The following is a 15,602-nucleotide window of genomic DNA, read 5'->3' as shown; positions in this document are numbered from 1 at the left end:
TTTCGTCACGAAGCTTTACGAATATTGTGTAGTCAAAGTTTCACAAAGGGTTACAGACGGCGCCTGCCAGAGTTGTAGGTAATGTAGTAAGTTAGGCCGGTGAATATCATGCGAAGCGCGCGCCAGTAGCGGAGCTTGCTTCAGAGGGTAGTTAATTGAACGATATGGCAAAGAATCTGATCCTGTGGTTGATCATCGCGGCTGTCCTGGTGACGGTGATGAACAACTTCTCCAGCCCTAACGAGCCGCAGACCCTCAACTATTCCGACTTCATCCAGCAAGTTAAGGATGGCAAGGTCGAGCGCGTAGCGGTTGATGGCTACGTGATCACCGGCAAACGCAACGATGGCGACAGCTTCAAGACCATTCGTCCGGCAATCCAGGACAACGGTCTGATCGGCGACCTGGTGGATAATCACGTGGTGGTCGAAGGCAAGCAGCCTGAGCAGCAGAGCATCTGGACCCAATTGCTGGTAGCCAGCTTCCCGATCCTGGTGATCATCGCCGTGTTCATGTTCTTCATGCGCCAGATGCAAGGTGGTGCGGGAGGCAAGGGCGGGCCGATGAGCTTCGGCAAGAGCAAGGCACGCCTGCTCTCCGAAGATCAGGTGAAAACTACCCTGGCTGACGTTGCCGGTTGTGACGAAGCCAAGGAAGAAGTAGGCGAGCTGGTCGAGTTCCTGCGCGATCCGGGCAAGTTTCAGCGCCTGGGTGGCCGTATTCCTCGCGGTGTACTGATGGTTGGTCCTCCGGGTACCGGTAAAACCTTGCTGGCCAAGGCGATTGCCGGCGAAGCCAAGGTGCCTTTCTTCACCATTTCCGGCTCTGATTTCGTCGAAATGTTTGTCGGTGTCGGTGCCAGCCGTGTTCGCGATATGTTCGAACAGGCTAAAAAGCATGCGCCATGCATCATCTTTATCGATGAAATCGACGCCGTTGGCCGCCATCGTGGCGCCGGCATGGGGGGCGGTCATGATGAGCGTGAGCAGACCCTTAACCAACTGCTGGTTGAGATGGACGGCTTCGAAATGAACGATGGCATCATCGTCATTGCTGCAACCAACCGCCCGGATGTATTGGATCCTGCATTGCTGCGTCCAGGCCGTTTCGACCGCCAGGTGGTAGTTGGCTTGCCGGATATCCGTGGTCGCGAACAGATCCTGAAAGTACACATGCGCAAAGTGCCGATGGGAGACGACGTGGCTCCGGCCGTGATCGCCCGTGGCACTCCAGGCTTCTCCGGTGCCGACCTTGCCAACTTGGTGAACGAGGCTTCGTTGTTTGCTGCCCGTACCGGCAAGCGCATCGTTGAAATGAAAGAGTTCGAGCTGGCAAAAGACAAGATCATGATGGGTGCCGAGCGCAAATCCATGGTCATGTCCGAAAAAGAGAAACAGAACACCGCTTATCACGAAGCGGGTCACGCTATCGTTGGTCGCGTCGTGCCTGAGCATGATCCGGTCTACAAAGTGTCGATCATTCCTCGTGGTCGGGCGCTGGGTGTGACCATGTTCCTGCCGGAAGAGGATCGCTACAGTCTCTCCAAGCGCGCACTGATCAGTCAGATCTGCTCGCTCTACGGCGGTCGGATTGCTGAAGAAATGACCCTGGGCTTCGACGGTGTCACTACCGGTGCTTCCAACGACATCATGCGTGCCAGCCAGATTGCGCGGAACATGGTGACCAAGTGGGGCTTGTCGGAAAAGCTCGGTCCTTTGATGTATGCCGAGGAAGAAGGCGAAGTGTTCCTGGGTCGCGGCGGTGGTGGTCAAAACGCCAGCTTCTCCGGTGAGACGGCCAAGCTGATCGACTCCGAAGTGCGCAGCATCATTGATCAGTGCTACGGCACGGCCAAGCAGATCCTCACGGACAACCGCGACAAGCTGGATGCCATGGCGGATGCGCTGATGAAGTACGAGACCATTGATGCCGATCAGATCGACGACATCATGGCAGGTCGTGCACCTCGTGAGCCTCGCGATTGGGAAGGCGGTTCGGGCACCTCTGGTACTCCGCCAGTGGTTCAGAATGAACGCCCTGAAACCCCGATCGGCGGCCCTGCAGCTGACGTCTAAGGCTTGAAATGACTTCTGTGTTGTCCTCCACCCGGTTGCCTTGCGGCAACCGGGTTCTTGATTTAGCCCATACGCATGTCATGGGCATTCTCAACGTAACCCCCGACTCCTTTTCCGATGGCGGCCGCTTCAGCCAGCTTGATGCAGCGTTGCGACATGCTGAAGCAATGGTTGCGGCGGGAGCGACCCTGATTGACGTGGGTGGTGAGTCGACTCGGCCTGGGGCCCGCATCGTTTCTCCCTTGGAAGAGTTGGAGAGGGTGGCGCCGATCGTCGAGCGTATTGCGCGTGAGCTGGATGTGATCATCTCGGTTGATACGTCGACGCCGGCCGTGATGCGCGAAACTGCCCGCCTTGGGGCGGGGCTGATCAACGATGTGCGCTCTCTTCAGCGCGACGGCGCCCTTGATGCGGCGGCGGCAACCGGTCTGCCGGTGTGTCTGATGCACATGCTGGGTGAGCCCGGCAACATGCAGGACAGTCCTCACTATGATGACCTTGTCGGCGAAGTCAGCGGTTTTCTCGCTGAGCGGGTCGCTCGGTGTGCTGTCGCGGGGATTGCTGAGGAAAAAATCATCCTCGATCCCGGCTTCGGTTTCGCCAAGACCCTGCAGCACAACCTGAGTCTGTTCAAGCATATGGAAGCCCTGCATGCCCTTGGTCGGCCCCTATTGGTCGGCGTTTCGCGCAAGAGCATGATAGGGCTGGCCTTGAATCGTCCAGTGGGTGAACGGTTGTATGGCGGCCTTGCACTGGCTGCGCTGGCGGTGACCAAGGGTGCGCGTATCTTGCGTGTGCATGATGTCGCCGAGACCGTAGATGTCGTGCGTATGATTGCCGCTGTAGAATCAGCCGAATAAGAATGATGGAGCACTTATGACTAAAAAATACTTTGGCACCGACGGTATCCGTGGTCGGGTCGGCGAATTTCCGATTACTCCTGATTTCATGCTCAAGCTGGGCTGGGCGGCGGGCATGGCGTTCCGCAGTATGGGCGCGTGCCGCATTCTGGTGGGCAAGGACACCCGTATCTCGGGGTACATGTTTGAGTCGGCACTGGAGGCGGGCCTGTCCGCCGCAGGCGCGGATGTGATGCTGTTGGGGCCCATGCCGACGCCGGCGATCGCTTATCTGACGCGTACCTTCCACGCTGAAGCCGGTATCGTGATCAGTGCCTCGCACAATCCTCATGATGACAACGGCATCAAATTCTTCTCGGGCCAGGGCACCAAGCTGCCGGATGAGATCGAGTTGATGATCGAAGAGTTGCTGGACGCGCCGATGACGGTGGTTGAATCCAGCAAGCTGGGCAAGGTGTCGCGTATCAATGACGCCTCTGGCCGCTATATCGAATTTTGTAAGAGCAGTGTGCCGAGCAGCACCAATTTTGCCGGCTTGAAGATTGTGGTCGACTGCGCACACGGCGCGACCTACAAGGTCGCACCGAGCGTGTTCAAGGAGTTGGGCGCGGACGTGACGGTATTGTCGGCCCAGCCCAACGGGCTGAACATCAACGAAAACTGTGGTTCCACCCATATGGAACAACTGCAGGCGGCCGTCCTGGCCGAGCATGCCGACTTGGGTATCGCCTTCGACGGCGATGGTGATCGCGTGCTGATGGTGGATCACACGGGCGCGATTGTTGATGGCGATGACCTGTTGTTCATCATTGCGCGTGACATGCACGAGCGTAACAAGCTGCAGGGTGGCGTCGTCGGTACTTTGATGAGCAACCTGGGGCTTGAGTTGGCCCTGGCGGACCTGGGTATTCCCTTCGTGCGCGCCAATGTCGGTGACCGCTATGTAATCGCCGAGCTGCTTGAGCGTAACTGGCAGGTGGGGGGGGAGAATTCAGGGCACGTAGTCTGCTTCCAGCACACCACCACAGGTGACGCGATCATCGCTGCGTTGCAGGTTCTGTTGTCCTTGCGTCGACGCGAAGAGAGTCTGGCCCAGGCGCGCCAGGCGCTGCGCAAATGTCCGCAAGTGCTGCTCAATGTGCGTTTTGGTGGCGGCGAAAACCCGATCGAGCACCCGGCTGTCAAAGAGGCGTGTGAGCGCGTGACCCTCGCTATGGCGGGGCGTGGTCGCGTGTTGTTGCGCAAGTCCGGCACAGAGCCTCTGGTGCGTGTCATGGTCGAAGGTGACGATGAAACACAGGTTCGCGGCCATGCCGAAGACCTGGCAAAACTGGTAACTGAAGTTTGCGCCTGAATTCGGCTTGCCAGTGATGATGTGGTTGGGTAACATCTGCGCCCACTTTGATCGACGAGGTACAGCATGCGTCGCACTATGGTAGCTGGTAACTGGAAGATGCACGGTACCCGCGCCAGTGTCGCTGAGCTGATCAATGGCCTTCGTCACTTGGCCTTGCCGAGCGGTGTTGATGTTGCGGTGTTCCCGCCTTGCTTGCATATCAACCAAGTGGTTGATGGCTTGAAAGGCAAGTCGATTCAGGTCGGCGCGCAGAACTCCGCAGTGGAGCCAATGCAAGGTGCGTTGACCGGTGAGATTTCGCCGAGTCAGTTGGTCGATGCGGGTTGTTCCTATGTGCTTGTCGGGCACTCCGAGCGCCGTCAGATGATGGGCGAGCGTGATGGGACACTCAATCGTAAGTTCGCAGCGGCACAGGCTTGTGGCTTGATTCCGGTGTTGTGCATAGGGGAGACCCTGGAGCAGCGGGAATCGGGCAAGACTCTTGAAGTTGTCTCGCGTCAGCTAGGCAGTATCATTGAGGAGTTGGGTGTTGGTGCGTTTGCAAAGGCAGTAATTGCTTACGAGCCGGTCTGGGCCATTGGTACCGGGCTGACTGCTACACCGCAACAGGCGCAGGATGTGCACGCAGCCATCCGCGCGCAGTTGGCGGCAGAGAATTCTGAAGTCGCACAAGGTGTGCGTCTTCTATACGGCGGCAGCGTGAAGGCGGCCAATGCGGTCGAACTGTTCGGCATGCCGGATATCGATGGGGGGCTCATTGGTGGAGCTTCCCTGAATGCAGATGAGTTCGGTGCGATTTGTCGCGCCGCGGGAAACTGAAAAAATGCTGGAAACAGTCGTAGTCGTTTTTCATCTGTTAGCTGCTCTGAGCGTCGTCGCTCTGGTTTTGCTGCAACAGGGTAAAGGTGCGGATGCTGGTGCGTCTTTCGGTGCAGGTGCTTCAAATACTGTGTTCGGAAGCCAAGGTTCCTCTACCTTTCTTAGTAAGTTTACTGCTATACTTGCCGCCGGTTTCTTCATAACCAGCTTGGGGTTAGGTTACTTTGCTAAAGAGAAAGCTCATGTGCTGACTCAAGTAGGTCTCCCAAACCCTGCAGTGTTGGAAGTACCAAAAGCAAAACCGGCTTCTGATGATGTCCCGGTGCTTCAAGAGCAAAAGTCGGCTACTCCAGCGACTGACGTACCTCCAGCTCAAGAGCAGAAGTAAGAAGGGTTGTAATCGCTGTATTGCCGAGGTGGTGGAATTGGTAGACACGCAACCTTGAGGTGGTTGTGCCCATAGGGTGTAGGGGTTCGAGTCCCCTTCTCGGTACCAATTATCAGGAGAGCCCGCTGTTGCGGGCTTTCTTGTAGGTGGAAGGTTACATTGACCCTGTAAGGGATCGGTCGTATACTTCCGCCCCAGCTTTGTCGCGGGGTGGAGCAGTCTGGTAGCTCGTCGGGCTCATAACCCGAAGGTCGTCGGTTCAAATCCGGCCCCCGCAACCAGTTTTAGCGGAGCCCCTTTTAAGGGGCTTTTTGTTAGCTGGACACTTTCAACGCCGCTGTTCGACGGCGTTTCAAGGATGGGCGTTTCGCCCATTTTTTTATTTTGCACAGCATGCACATACATGCACGAGGGGGTTCAGGTGTCGAGCAAGCTAGAAGAGTTGCAGGCCTTGCTGGCCCCGGTGGTCGTGGCCCTAGGCTATGAATGCTGGGGTATTGAGTTTTCGGCTCAAGGTCGCCACTCAATGTTGCGCGTTTATATCGATAAAGAGGGCGGCGTGCTGGTGGACGATTGTGCCATTGTCAGCCGTCAGATTAGCGGTGTGCTGGATGTTGAAGATCCGATCTCCGTTGAATACACCCTCGAAGTTTCCTCGCCAGGCATGGAACGCCCACTGTTCACTATTGATCAGTTTGCAAAATTTGCCGGTGAACAAGTGAAGATCAAGCTGCGTTCTCCCTTCGAAGGGCGACGCAACTTTCAGGGCCTTCTGCGCGGTGTAGAAGAACAGGATGTCGTGGTGCAGGTAGAAGACCATGAGTTCCTGTTGCCGATCGATATGATCGACAAGGCCAACATTATTCCCAGTTTTGACTGAGACGCGGATCCCGCGGATCCAATGGCTTGCGAAAGGCGAGGCGTACGATGAGCAAAGAAGTACTGCTGGTTGTTGAGTCGGTATCCAATGAAAAGGGCGTACCGGCAAACGTGATTTTTGAAGCGCTGGAGCTGGCCCTGGCCACTGCTACCAAAAAGCGTTTTGAAGACGAAGTTGATCTGCGTGTGGAAATCAATCGCCACACCGGTGCCTATGAGACTTTCCGTCGCTGGACGGTCGTCGAAGAAGCCGATCTTGATGATCCGGCCATCGAAACCTGGCCAAGCAAGGTTGCCGAAACGCATCCTGGTGCCAAGGTCGGTGATGTCGTCGAAGAAAAGATCGAGTCGATCGAATTCGGCCGTATTGCTGCACAGACCGCCAAACAGGTCATCGTGCAGAAGGTTCGCGAAGCCGAGCGCGCTCAAGTCGTTGACGCTTATCGCGAGCGCCTGGGTGAAATCATCTCCGGCACCGTGAAAAAAGTCACCCGCGACAACGTGATCGTCGACCTGGGCAACAACGCCGAAGCGTTGCTGGCCCGCGAAGACATCATCTCTCGCGAAACCTTCCGTGTCGGCGTGCGTCTGCGTGCGCTGCTCAAGGAAATCCGCACCGAGAACCGCGGCCCTCAGTTGATCCTGTCGCGTACTGCGCCGGAAATGCTGATCGAGCTGTTCCGTATCGAAGTGCCGGAAATCGCCGAAGGCCTGATCGAAGTCATGGCTGCGTCCCGCGATCCGGGTTCGCGTGCCAAGATTGCGGTCCGCTCCAAGGACAAACGCATCGATCCGCAAGGCGCTTGCATCGGTATGCGCGGTTCGCGCGTCCAGGCAGTGTCGGGCGAATTGGGTGGTGAGCGTGTGGACATCGTCCTGTGGGACGATAACCCGGCGCAGTTCGTAATCAACGCCATGTCGCCGGCTGAAGTGGCGGCAATTATCGTTGACGAGGATGCCCATGCAATGGACATCGCCGTTGGCGCAGACAATCTGGCTCAGGCCATTGGTCGTGGTGGTCAGAACGTGCGTCTGGCCAGCCAACTGACCGGCTGGACCCTGAACGTGATGACCGAATCGGACATCCAGGCTAAGCAGCAAGCTGAAACCGGTGACATCCTGCGCAACTTCATCGAAGAGCTGGAAGTCGATGAAGACCTGGCACAGGTGCTGGTAGATGAAGGCTTCACCAGCCTGGAAGAGATTGCCTACGTACCGTTGGAAGAAATGCTCAACATCGACGGCTTTGACGAAGACACCGTCAACGAGCTTCGCGCTCGGGCCAAGGATCGTTTGTTGACTAAAGCCATCGCTACTGAGGAAAAGCTGGCAGACGCCCATCCGGCCGAAGACCTGCTCTCGCTTGAGGGTATGGACAAGGATTTGGCGATGGAACTGGCGGTGCGCGGCGTAATTACCCGCGAAGACCTGGCCGAGCAGTCTATTGACGATCTGCTCGACATCGACGGCATTGACGATGATCGTGCCGGCAAGTTGATCATGGCCGCCCGAGCCCATTGGTTCGAGTAACTAGGCGCGGCCTGAGGAGAGAAGTGCATGACGCAAGTCACGGTGAAACAACTGGCCGATGAGGTCAAAACACCGGTAGAGCGCCTGTTGCAGCAGATGCGTGAGGCAGGTCTGCCGCACACCGCCGCCGATGAAGGTGTGAGCGATAGTGAGAAGCAGTCTTTGCTGACTCACTTGAAGAGCAGCCACAAGGCGAAAGTGGAAGAACCGCGCAAGATTACATTGCAGCGCAAAACCACCAGCACCTTGCGTGTTGCTGGTAGCAAGAGCATCAGCGTTGAAGTACGCAAGAAGAAAGTCTTCGTACAACGCAGCCCGGAAGAAATCGAAGCCGAGCGCAAACGCGAACTGGAAGAACGTCGCGCAGTAGAAAATGCTGCACGTCAGAAGGCTGAAGAAGAAGCCAAGCGTCGCGCCGAAGAAGAAGCGCGTCGCCAGCCTGCTGCTGCGCAACCTGCTGCCACTGAAGCGGTCGCCGCGCCTAGCGCTCCTGTAGAAGCTGTGCGTGAGGCCGCTTCGGTTGCCGCTGCACCAGCGCCTGCTGCTGACGCTCGTAAGCGTGACGAACCTCGTCGCCCAGACAAGCCACGTGCCGACGATAACAATCGTCGTGGCGGTGGTGGCGATGGCGAGCGCAAAAACGCTCCGCATCGTGCCTCGGTCAAAGAGAAAGCGCCTGCTCCACGCGTTGCCCCACGTACTACCGACGAAGAAAGCGATGGCTTCCGTCGTGGTGGTCGCGGCAAGGCCAAGCTGAAGAAACGCAACGCCCACGGTTTCCAGAGCCCAACCGGCCCTGTCGTGCGTGAAGTGAAGATCGGCGAGACCATCACTGTGGGCGACCTCGCTCAACAGATGTCGGTCAAGGCTGCTGAAATCATCAAGTTCATGTTCAAGCTGGGTACTCCGGCCACCATCAACCAGGTACTGGACCAGGAAACTGCCCAGTTGGTTGCTGAAGAGCTGGGCCACAAAGTGACCCTGGTCAGCGACACCGCCCTGGAAGATTCCCTGGCCGAGTCCCTGAAGTTTGAAGGTGAGGCGGTTTCCCGTGCACCAGTCGTGACCGTAATGGGCCACGTTGACCACGGTAAGACCTCCCTGCTCGACTACATCCGTCGTGCCAAGGTTGCTGCTGGCGAAGCCGGTGGTATCACCCAGCACATCGGTGCGTACCACGTTGAAACCGAGCGTGGCATGGTGACGTTCCTCGATACTCCTGGTCACGCCGCGTTTACCGCAATGCGTGCCCGTGGTGCCAAGGCGACCGACATCGTGATCCTGGTGGTTGCAGCGGACGACGGCGTGATGCCACAAACCATCGAAGCCGTTCAGCATGCCAAGGCAGCTGGCGTTCCGTTGGTAGTAGCAGTGAACAAGATCGACAAGCCGGGCGCCGATCTCGATCGCATCCGTAGCGAATTGTCGGTTCACGGCGTGACGTCCGAAGAGTGGGGTGGCGACACTCCATTCGTACCGGTCTCCGCGAAGATGGGTACCGGCGTTGACGAACTGCTCGAAGCTGTTCTGTTGCAAGCCGAAGTTCTGGAACTGACCGCTACGCCATCGGCTCCTGGCCGTGGTGTTGTCGTTGAGTCCCGTCTCGACAAGGGCCGTGGCCCGGTTGCTACCGTTCTGGTTCAAGACGGTACCCTGCGCCAAGGCGACATGGTACTGGTCGGTTCGAACTACGGCCGTGTACGTGCCATGCTCGACGAGAACGGCAAGCCAATCAAGGAAGCAGGTCCTGCTATCCCGGTCGAGATCCTCGGCCTGGACGGTACGCCGGACGCTGGCGACGAGATGAGCGTGGTTGCCGACGAGAAGAAAGCCCGTGAAGTGGCTCTGTTCCGTCAAGGCAAGTTCCGCGAAGTCAAGCTGGCCCGTGCTCACGCCGGCAAGCTGGAAAACATCTTCGAGAACATGGGCCAGGAAGAGAAGAAGACGCTTAACATCGTCCTCAAATCTGACGTACGTGGTTCCCTCGAAGCGTTGAACGGCGCCTTGAATGGCCTGGGTAACGACGAAGTGCAAGTGCGCGTTGTCGGTGGCGGTGTCGGTGGTATCACCGAATCCGACGCCAACCTGGCACTGGCTTCCAACGCTGTACTGTTCGGCTTCAACGTGCGTGCCGATGCCGGCGCTCGCAAGATCGTCGAGCAAGAAGGCTTGGACATGCGTTACTACAACGTCATCTACGACATCATCGAAGACGTCAAGAAAGCCCTCACCGGCATGCTTGGCAGCGACGTCCGGGAGAACATCCTGGGTGTGGCCGAGGTGCGTGACGTGTTCCGCTCGCCGAAATTCGGCGCGATCGCCGGTTGCATGGTTATCGAAGGTGTTGTGCACCGTAACCGTCCAATCCGTGTACTGCGTGAAGACATCGTTATCTTCGAAGGCGAGCTGGAATCCCTGCGCCGCTTCAAGGATGACGCTTCCGAAGTACGTGCCGGCATGGAATGCGGTATCGGCGTCAAGAGCTACAACGACGTCAAGGTTGGCGACAAGATCGAAGTCTTCGAGAAGGTTCAGGTTGCTCGCAGCCTCTAACTCGAGCACTTCCGGAGCCACGCCGCGTGTGGGCATGCAAATGCCCCGCGCAGCGTACGGACTCTAAACGCAACGCCCGGTCTGGCTTTTGTCAGGCCGGGCGTTTGCCGCTTTCAGACCCCACGGGTTTCACCGTGTGGCAGTAACAGGTAACAAGACATGGCAAAAGAATACAGCCGTACCCAGCGTATCGGCGATCAGATGCAGCGCGAGCTGGCCCAACTGATCCGTCGCGAAGTCAAAGACCCTCGCGTTGGCCTGGTCACCATCACCGCCGTAGAAGTGAGCCGTGACGTGGGTCACGCCAAGATCTTCATCACCGTGATGGGGCAGGACAGCAGCGAAGAAATCGCACAAAGTATCAAGGTGCTCAACTCGGCCGCAGGTTTCCTGCGCATGCAGTTGGCCCGTGAAATGAAGCTGCGCAGTGTTCCTCAGTTGCACTTCCACTACGACGAAAGCGTCGTGCGGGGTGCGCACCTGTCGGCACTGATCGAGCGCGCCGTGGCTGAAGACAGCCAGCATCCGTCCACACCTGAAGACGCCAAGGAGTAAGCGGTGGCTCAGGTCAAACGTATCCGTCGCAACGTCAGCGGCATAATCCTGCTCGACAAGCCCATTGGCTTTACCTCCAATGCCGCGTTGCAGAAGGTCCGCTGGCTGCTCAACGCCGAAAAGGCCGGGCATACCGGCAGCCTCGATCCTTTGGCCACCGGTGTACTGCCTTTGTGCTTTGGCGAGGCCACCAAGTTTTCGCAATACCTGCTCGATTCCGACAAGGGTTACGAAACCCTGATGCAATTGGGCAAGACCACCACCACGGCCGACGCCGAAGGTGATGTTCTGCAGGTTCGCGATGTGACCGTTGGTCGTGCAGATATTGAAGCGGCTTTACCCGGTTTTCGTGGGCAAATCAGTCAGATACCGCCGATGTACTCGGCGCTCAAGCGTGATGGCCAGCCTCTTTACAAGCTGGCACGTGCGGGCGAAGTAGTGGAGCGCGAACCGCGTTCTGTTACTATTGCGCGCTTGGAATTGCTCGCCTGTGAAGGCGACACTGCCCGCCTGGCCGTGGACTGCAGCAAAGGCACCTATATCCGTACCCTCGTGGAAGATATCGGTGAGCAGCTCGGTTGCGGTGCATACGTTGCAGAACTGCGACGCACCCAGGCCGGCCCTTTCAGCCTGGCCCAGACGGTCACGCTGGAAGAGTTGGAAGCCGTACACGCCGAAGGCGGCAACGAAGCGGTTGATCGCTTCCTGATGCCATCGGACAGCGGTTTGCTGGATTGGCCATTGCTGCACTTCTCGGAGCACAGCGCGTTCTACTGGCTCAACGGCCAGCCGGTACGTGCCCCGGATGCCCCGAAGTTCGGCATGGTACGGGTACAGGATCATAATGGTCGCTTCATCGGTATCGGTGAAGTGAGCGAAGACGGGCGCATCGCGCCGCGTCGACTGATTCGGTCAGAATGACCGGACGAGGGTGGCTGTTAACAGGCACGGTCACTACTCATTTTTAGATACAGGGATTTGTCCCTGGCCTGTTGAAACTGCCCTTTGGGTGGTTTCCTGAAAAAAGGATTGCCTCATGGCTCTCGACGTTCAAGAAAAAGCACAAATCGTTGCTGACTATCAGCAAGCTGTTGGTGACACTGGTTCGCCAGAAGTGCAAGTTGCACTGCTGACCCACAACATCAACAAGCTGCAAGGTCACTTCAAGGCCAACGGTAAAGATCACCACTCCCGTCGTGGTCTGATCCGCATGGTAAACCAGCGCCGTAAGCTGCTGGACTACCTGAAAGGCAAGGATCTGGGTCGTTATCAGACTCTGATCGGTCGCCTGGGTCTGCGTCGCTAATAAGCGATTGCGCTAGAGGTTGGTTGTCTGCCGTGTGCCAGTGGGATTCCCGCTGGCTCATGGTAGGCTCCCAGCCTCAAGTTTTATCTGGATACACGTTTTACCCTGGACCAGGTTCGGGCCGATTCCCGACATTGCCCAAGAATTTCGCAAGAAGACAAGTTCCCCCAAGAGCCACAAAGAAGGTAGGACACCGTGAACCCGGTTATCAAAAAATTCCAGTTCGGTCAGTCGACCGTTACCCTTGAGACAGGCCGTATCGCCCGTCAAGCCTCCGGCGCAGTGCTGGTTACCGTTGACGACGACGTTACCGTTCTGGTGACTGTAGTTGGCGCCAAGACCGCTGACCCGAGCAAAGGCTTCTTCCCTCTGTCCGTTCACTACCAGGAAAAGACTTACGCTGCCGGTAAGATCCCTGGCGGTTTCTTCAAGCGTGAAGGCCGTCCTTCCGAGAAAGAAACCCTGACTTCCCGACTGATCGACCGTCCGATCCGTCCGCTGTTCCCAGAAGGTTTCATGAACGAAGTGCAGGTTGTCTGCACCGTCGTTTCCACCAGCAAAAAGACCGATCCGGACATCGCTGCGATGATCGGTACTTCGGCTGCCCTGGCCATCTCCGGCATTCCTTTCGATGGCCCGATCGGCGCTGCCCGCGTTGCTTTCCACGAAAGCACCGGCTACCTGCTGAACCCGACTTACGAGCAACAGAAAGCTTCGAGCCTGGACATGGTTGTAGCCGGTACCTCGGAAGCCGTGTTGATGGTTGAATCGGAAGCCAAAGAGCTGACCGAAGACCAGATGCTGGGTGCTGTACTGTTCGCCCACGACGAGTTCCAGGCTGTCATCAAGGCCGTCACCGAGCTGGCTGCCGAAGCTGCCAAGCCAACCTGGACCTGGGCTCCACAAGCTGAAGCGACCGAACTGCTGGGCGCTATCCGCTCCGAGTTCGGCGCTGCCATCTCCGACGCCTACACCATCACCGTCAAGGCCGACCGTTACGCTCGCCTGGGCGAGCTGAAGGATCAGGTTGTGGCCAAGCTGTCCGGTGAAGAAGGCCAGCCTTCCTCCAGCGACGTCAAAGCGGCTTTCGGTGAAATCGAATACCGCACCGTTCGCGAAAACATCGTTAACGGCAAGCCACGTATCGACGGTCGCGACACCCGTACCGTACGTCCGCTGAACATCGAAGTCGGCGTTCTGCCGAAGACTCACGGTTCGGCGCTGTTCACCCGTGGTGAAACCCAGGCTCTGGTAGTCGCGACCCTGGGCACCGCCCGTGACGCACAACTGCTGGACACCCTGGAAGGCGAGAAAAAAGACCCGTTCATGCTGCACTACAACTTCCCTCCGTTCTCGGTGGGCGAGTGTGGTCGCATGGGTGGCGCTGGTCGTCGCGAAATCGGTCACGGCCGTCTGGCCCGTCGTTCGATCGCCGCCATGCTGCCTGCAGCTGACGTGTTCCCGTACACCATCCGTGTTGTGTCGGAAATCACCGAGTCCAACGGTTCCAGCTCCATGGCTTCCGTTTGCGGTGCTTCCCTGGCACTGATGGACGCGGGTGTGCCGATGAAGGCGCCGGTTGCCGGTATCGCCATGGGCCTGGTTAAAGAAGGCGAGAAGTTCGCCATCCTGACCGACATCCTGGGTGACGAAGACCACCTGGGCGACATGGACTTCAAAGTAGCCGGTACCGCCAAAGGTGTGACCGCGCTGCAGATGGACATCAAGATCAAAGGCATCACCGAAGAAATCATGGAAATCGCCCTGGGCCAAGCCCTGGAAGCGCGCCTGAACATCCTCGGTCAGATGAACCAGATCATTGGTCAGTCCCGCACCGAACTGTCGGAAAATGCTCCGACCATGATCGCGATGAAAATCGACACCGACAAAATCCGTGATGTCATCGGTAAAGGCGGCGCGACTATCCGTGCGATCTGCGAAGAAACCAAGGCTTCGATCGACATCGAAGACGACGGCTCGATCAAGATCTTCGGCGAAACCAAGGAAGCGGCTGAAGCAGCACGTCAGCGCGTTCTGGGCATCACTGCTGAGGCCGAAATCGGCCAGATCTACGTCGGTAAGGTTGAGCGCATCGTCGACTTCGGCGCATTCGTCAACATCCTGCCGGGCAAGGACGGTCTGGTTCACATCTCCATGCTGAGCGACGCTCGCGTTGAGAAAGTGACCGACATCCTGAAGGAAGGCCAGGAAGTGGAAGTGCTGGTACTGGACGTGGACAACCGCGGCCGTATCAAACTGTCCATCAAGGACGTAGCAGCAGCCAAGGCTTCGGGCGTTTAATCCCCCGAGCTTTCAGCTGAAAAAGGGACTCTTCGGAGTCCTTTTTTTATGGGCGCTGGAAAGTAGCGGGAAATCAGCCGTTTAGCTGAATCCAAAAGCCGCAACTTGCATGCAGCCACGATGGTATTCATGCAACTTGCACGATTCCGAAAATTAGGTGTTTTTATAAGTTATTGTTTTGTATGAGTTTTATTGGCTCATCAGACTTGGCACACTGCCTGCAATATCCCTGTTAACGCTGCAGCATCAAGGTTTACGTACTGCAGACTTTTAATAAAACAGGAGTTACTCGTATGAAGAAGTTCGCTCTCGCTACTGCTACCGCTCTGACCCTGGCCATGGGTGCTAACGTAGCCTTTGCTCAGACTTCCCAAGCCCCTATGACGCTGGCGGCCGGTGAAGTGACCAAGGCTAAAGAGTCCACCTCGGATACCTGGATCACCACCAAAGTGAAAGCTGACCTGCTGACCGAGAAAGGTATTCCTGGTTCGGACATCAAGGTTGAAACCAACAAAGGCGTGGTTTCCCTGTCCTCCGAAGTCGCTATTTCGGACTCGCAAAAAGCGACCGCTGTAGCCATCACCAAGAAAATTAAAGGTGTCACTGCTGTTTCTGCTGATGGCCTACTGGCTGGCGGCGCAACCAAAGCTGATGGTATCGATAAAACCAAGGGCGCAGCTGCTAGCGCTAAAGAGTCCACCTCGGATACTTGGATCACCACCAAAGTCAAAGCTGATCTGGTAACCGAAAAAGGCATTCCTGGTACCGACATCAAAGTCGAAACCAACAAAGGTGTAGTGTCCCTGTCTTCGACCGCAGCGGTCACTGAAGCCCAGAAAACTACCGCGGTGAACATCACCAAGAAAATCAAAGGCGTTAAAGCTGTATCGGCCGACGGCCTGAAAGCAGAGTAACGCACCCGTTTCGTCTGAACCGAATGGCGGCGGCTTAGGGTGAGTTAGATATCCACCTGATGCAC

13 protein-coding genes and 2 tRNA genes are annotated in these 15,602 nt (G+C 57.2%); all 15 read left to right on the top strand.

The window, feature by feature from the left end:
* Positions 1 to 164: 164 nt before the first annotated feature.
* The 15 genes from ftsH (at position 165) to ACP7C6_RS26865 (ending at position 15,537) form a co-directional block, all read left to right on the top strand.
* Positions 165 to 2,075, top strand: coding sequence for an ATP-dependent zinc metalloprotease FtsH (gene ftsH, locus ACP7C6_RS26935; protein ID WP_016976820.1), 1,911 nt, complete (start codon positions 165 to 167; stop codon positions 2,073 to 2,075).
* Between the two features lie 8 nt (positions 2,076 to 2,083).
* The gene (folP, locus tag ACP7C6_RS26930) at positions 2,084 to 2,935 is read left to right on the top strand and encodes a dihydropteroate synthase (protein ID WP_028617971.1); all 852 of its coding nucleotides are present in this window, start codon (positions 2,084 to 2,086) and stop codon (positions 2,933 to 2,935) included.
* A 16-nt stretch (positions 2,936 to 2,951) separates the two neighbouring features.
* Positions 2,952 to 4,289 (top strand): phosphoglucosamine mutase, encoded by a 1,338-nt coding sequence (gene glmM, locus ACP7C6_RS26925; protein WP_028617970.1) that lies wholly within the window; start codon positions 2,952 to 2,954, stop codon positions 4,287 to 4,289.
* 66 nt (positions 4,290 to 4,355) lie between these two features.
* A complete protein-coding gene (tpiA, locus tag ACP7C6_RS26920; protein WP_003194193.1) occupies positions 4,356 to 5,111 on the top strand; it encodes a triose-phosphate isomerase in 756 nt (251 codons plus the stop codon).
* A gap of 4 nt (positions 5,112 to 5,115) precedes the next feature.
* Positions 5,116 to 5,499, top strand: coding sequence for a preprotein translocase subunit SecG (gene secG, locus ACP7C6_RS26915; protein ID WP_003194191.1), 384 nt, complete (start codon positions 5,116 to 5,118; stop codon positions 5,497 to 5,499).
* A gap of 22 nt (positions 5,500 to 5,521) precedes the next feature.
* Positions 5,522 to 5,607: transfer RNA gene (locus ACP7C6_RS26910), tRNA-Leu, on the top strand.
* 96 nt (positions 5,608 to 5,703) lie between these two features.
* Positions 5,704 to 5,780: transfer RNA gene (locus ACP7C6_RS26905), tRNA-Met, on the top strand.
* 140 nt (positions 5,781 to 5,920) lie between these two features.
* Positions 5,921 to 6,379 (top strand): ribosome maturation factor RimP, encoded by a 459-nt coding sequence (rimP, locus tag ACP7C6_RS26900; protein ID WP_003235029.1) that lies wholly within the window; start codon positions 5,921 to 5,923, stop codon positions 6,377 to 6,379.
* 47 nt (positions 6,380 to 6,426) lie between these two features.
* Positions 6,427 to 7,908, top strand: a complete 1,482-nt coding sequence (gene nusA, locus ACP7C6_RS26895; protein ID WP_025857112.1) for a transcription termination factor NusA — start codon at positions 6,427 to 6,429, stop codon at positions 7,906 to 7,908.
* 27 nt (positions 7,909 to 7,935) lie between these two features.
* Positions 7,936 to 10,461 (top strand): translation initiation factor IF-2, encoded by a 2,526-nt coding sequence (infB, locus tag ACP7C6_RS26890; RefSeq protein ID WP_028617969.1) that lies wholly within the window; start codon positions 7,936 to 7,938, stop codon positions 10,459 to 10,461.
* Between the two features lie 159 nt (positions 10,462 to 10,620).
* The gene (gene rbfA / locus ACP7C6_RS26885) at positions 10,621 to 11,016 is read left to right on the top strand and encodes a 30S ribosome-binding factor RbfA (protein WP_016973761.1); all 396 of its coding nucleotides are present in this window, start codon (positions 10,621 to 10,623) and stop codon (positions 11,014 to 11,016) included.
* Positions 11,017 to 11,019: 3 nt separating this feature from the next.
* The gene (gene truB, locus ACP7C6_RS26880) at positions 11,020 to 11,937 is read left to right on the top strand and encodes a tRNA pseudouridine(55) synthase TruB (RefSeq protein ID WP_003235022.1); all 918 of its coding nucleotides are present in this window, start codon (positions 11,020 to 11,022) and stop codon (positions 11,935 to 11,937) included.
* Between the two features lie 115 nt (positions 11,938 to 12,052).
* Complete coding sequence (gene rpsO, locus ACP7C6_RS26875) at positions 12,053 to 12,322, top strand: 30S ribosomal protein S15 (protein WP_003177875.1); 270 nt, start codon at positions 12,053 to 12,055, stop codon at positions 12,320 to 12,322.
* Positions 12,323 to 12,517: 195 nt separating this feature from the next.
* Positions 12,518 to 14,623, top strand: a complete 2,106-nt coding sequence (pnp, locus tag ACP7C6_RS26870) for a polyribonucleotide nucleotidyltransferase (RefSeq protein ID WP_426109479.1) — start codon at positions 12,518 to 12,520, stop codon at positions 14,621 to 14,623.
* 293 nt (positions 14,624 to 14,916) lie between these two features.
* Positions 14,917 to 15,537, top strand: a complete 621-nt coding sequence (locus ACP7C6_RS26865) for a BON domain-containing protein (protein ID WP_028617968.1) — start codon at positions 14,917 to 14,919, stop codon at positions 15,535 to 15,537.
* The last annotated feature ends 65 nt before the right edge of the window (positions 15,538 to 15,602 follow it).

It is taken from the genome of Pseudomonas sp. TWR1-1-4, from assembly GCF_049897165.1.
Lineage (GTDB): Bacteria > Pseudomonadota > Gammaproteobacteria > Pseudomonadales > Pseudomonadaceae > Aquipseudomonas > Aquipseudomonas canadensis.
Note: the sequence above shows the minus strand (reverse complement) of the source record. Positions and strands in the feature narration are given on the sequence as shown.

Bases quoted from the DNA above. Each gene is read 5' to 3' on its own strand.
- infB (WP_028617969.1), top strand. From the start codon at position 7,936: ATGACGCAAGTCACGGTGAAACAACTGGCCGATGAGGTCAAAACACCG.
- folP (WP_028617971.1), top strand. From the start codon at position 2,084: ATGACTTCTGTGTTGTCCTCCACCCGGTTGCCTTGCGGCAACCGGGTT.
- ftsH (WP_016976820.1), top strand. From the start codon at position 165: ATGGCAAAGAATCTGATCCTGTGGTTGATCATCGCGGCTGTCCTGGTG.
- ACP7C6_RS26865 (WP_028617968.1), top strand. From the start codon at position 14,917: ATGAAGAAGTTCGCTCTCGCTACTGCTACCGCTCTGACCCTGGCCATG.
- tpiA (WP_003194193.1), top strand. From the start codon at position 4,356: ATGCGTCGCACTATGGTAGCTGGTAACTGGAAGATGCACGGTACCCGC.
- nusA (WP_025857112.1), top strand. From the start codon at position 6,427: ATGAGCAAAGAAGTACTGCTGGTTGTTGAGTCGGTATCCAATGAAAAG.
- rbfA (WP_016973761.1), top strand. From the start codon at position 10,621: ATGGCAAAAGAATACAGCCGTACCCAGCGTATCGGCGATCAGATGCAG.
- secG (WP_003194191.1), top strand. From the start codon at position 5,116: ATGCTGGAAACAGTCGTAGTCGTTTTTCATCTGTTAGCTGCTCTGAGC.
- glmM (WP_028617970.1), top strand. From the start codon at position 2,952: ATGACTAAAAAATACTTTGGCACCGACGGTATCCGTGGTCGGGTCGGC.
- rpsO (WP_003177875.1), top strand. From the start codon at position 12,053: ATGGCTCTCGACGTTCAAGAAAAAGCACAAATCGTTGCTGACTATCAG.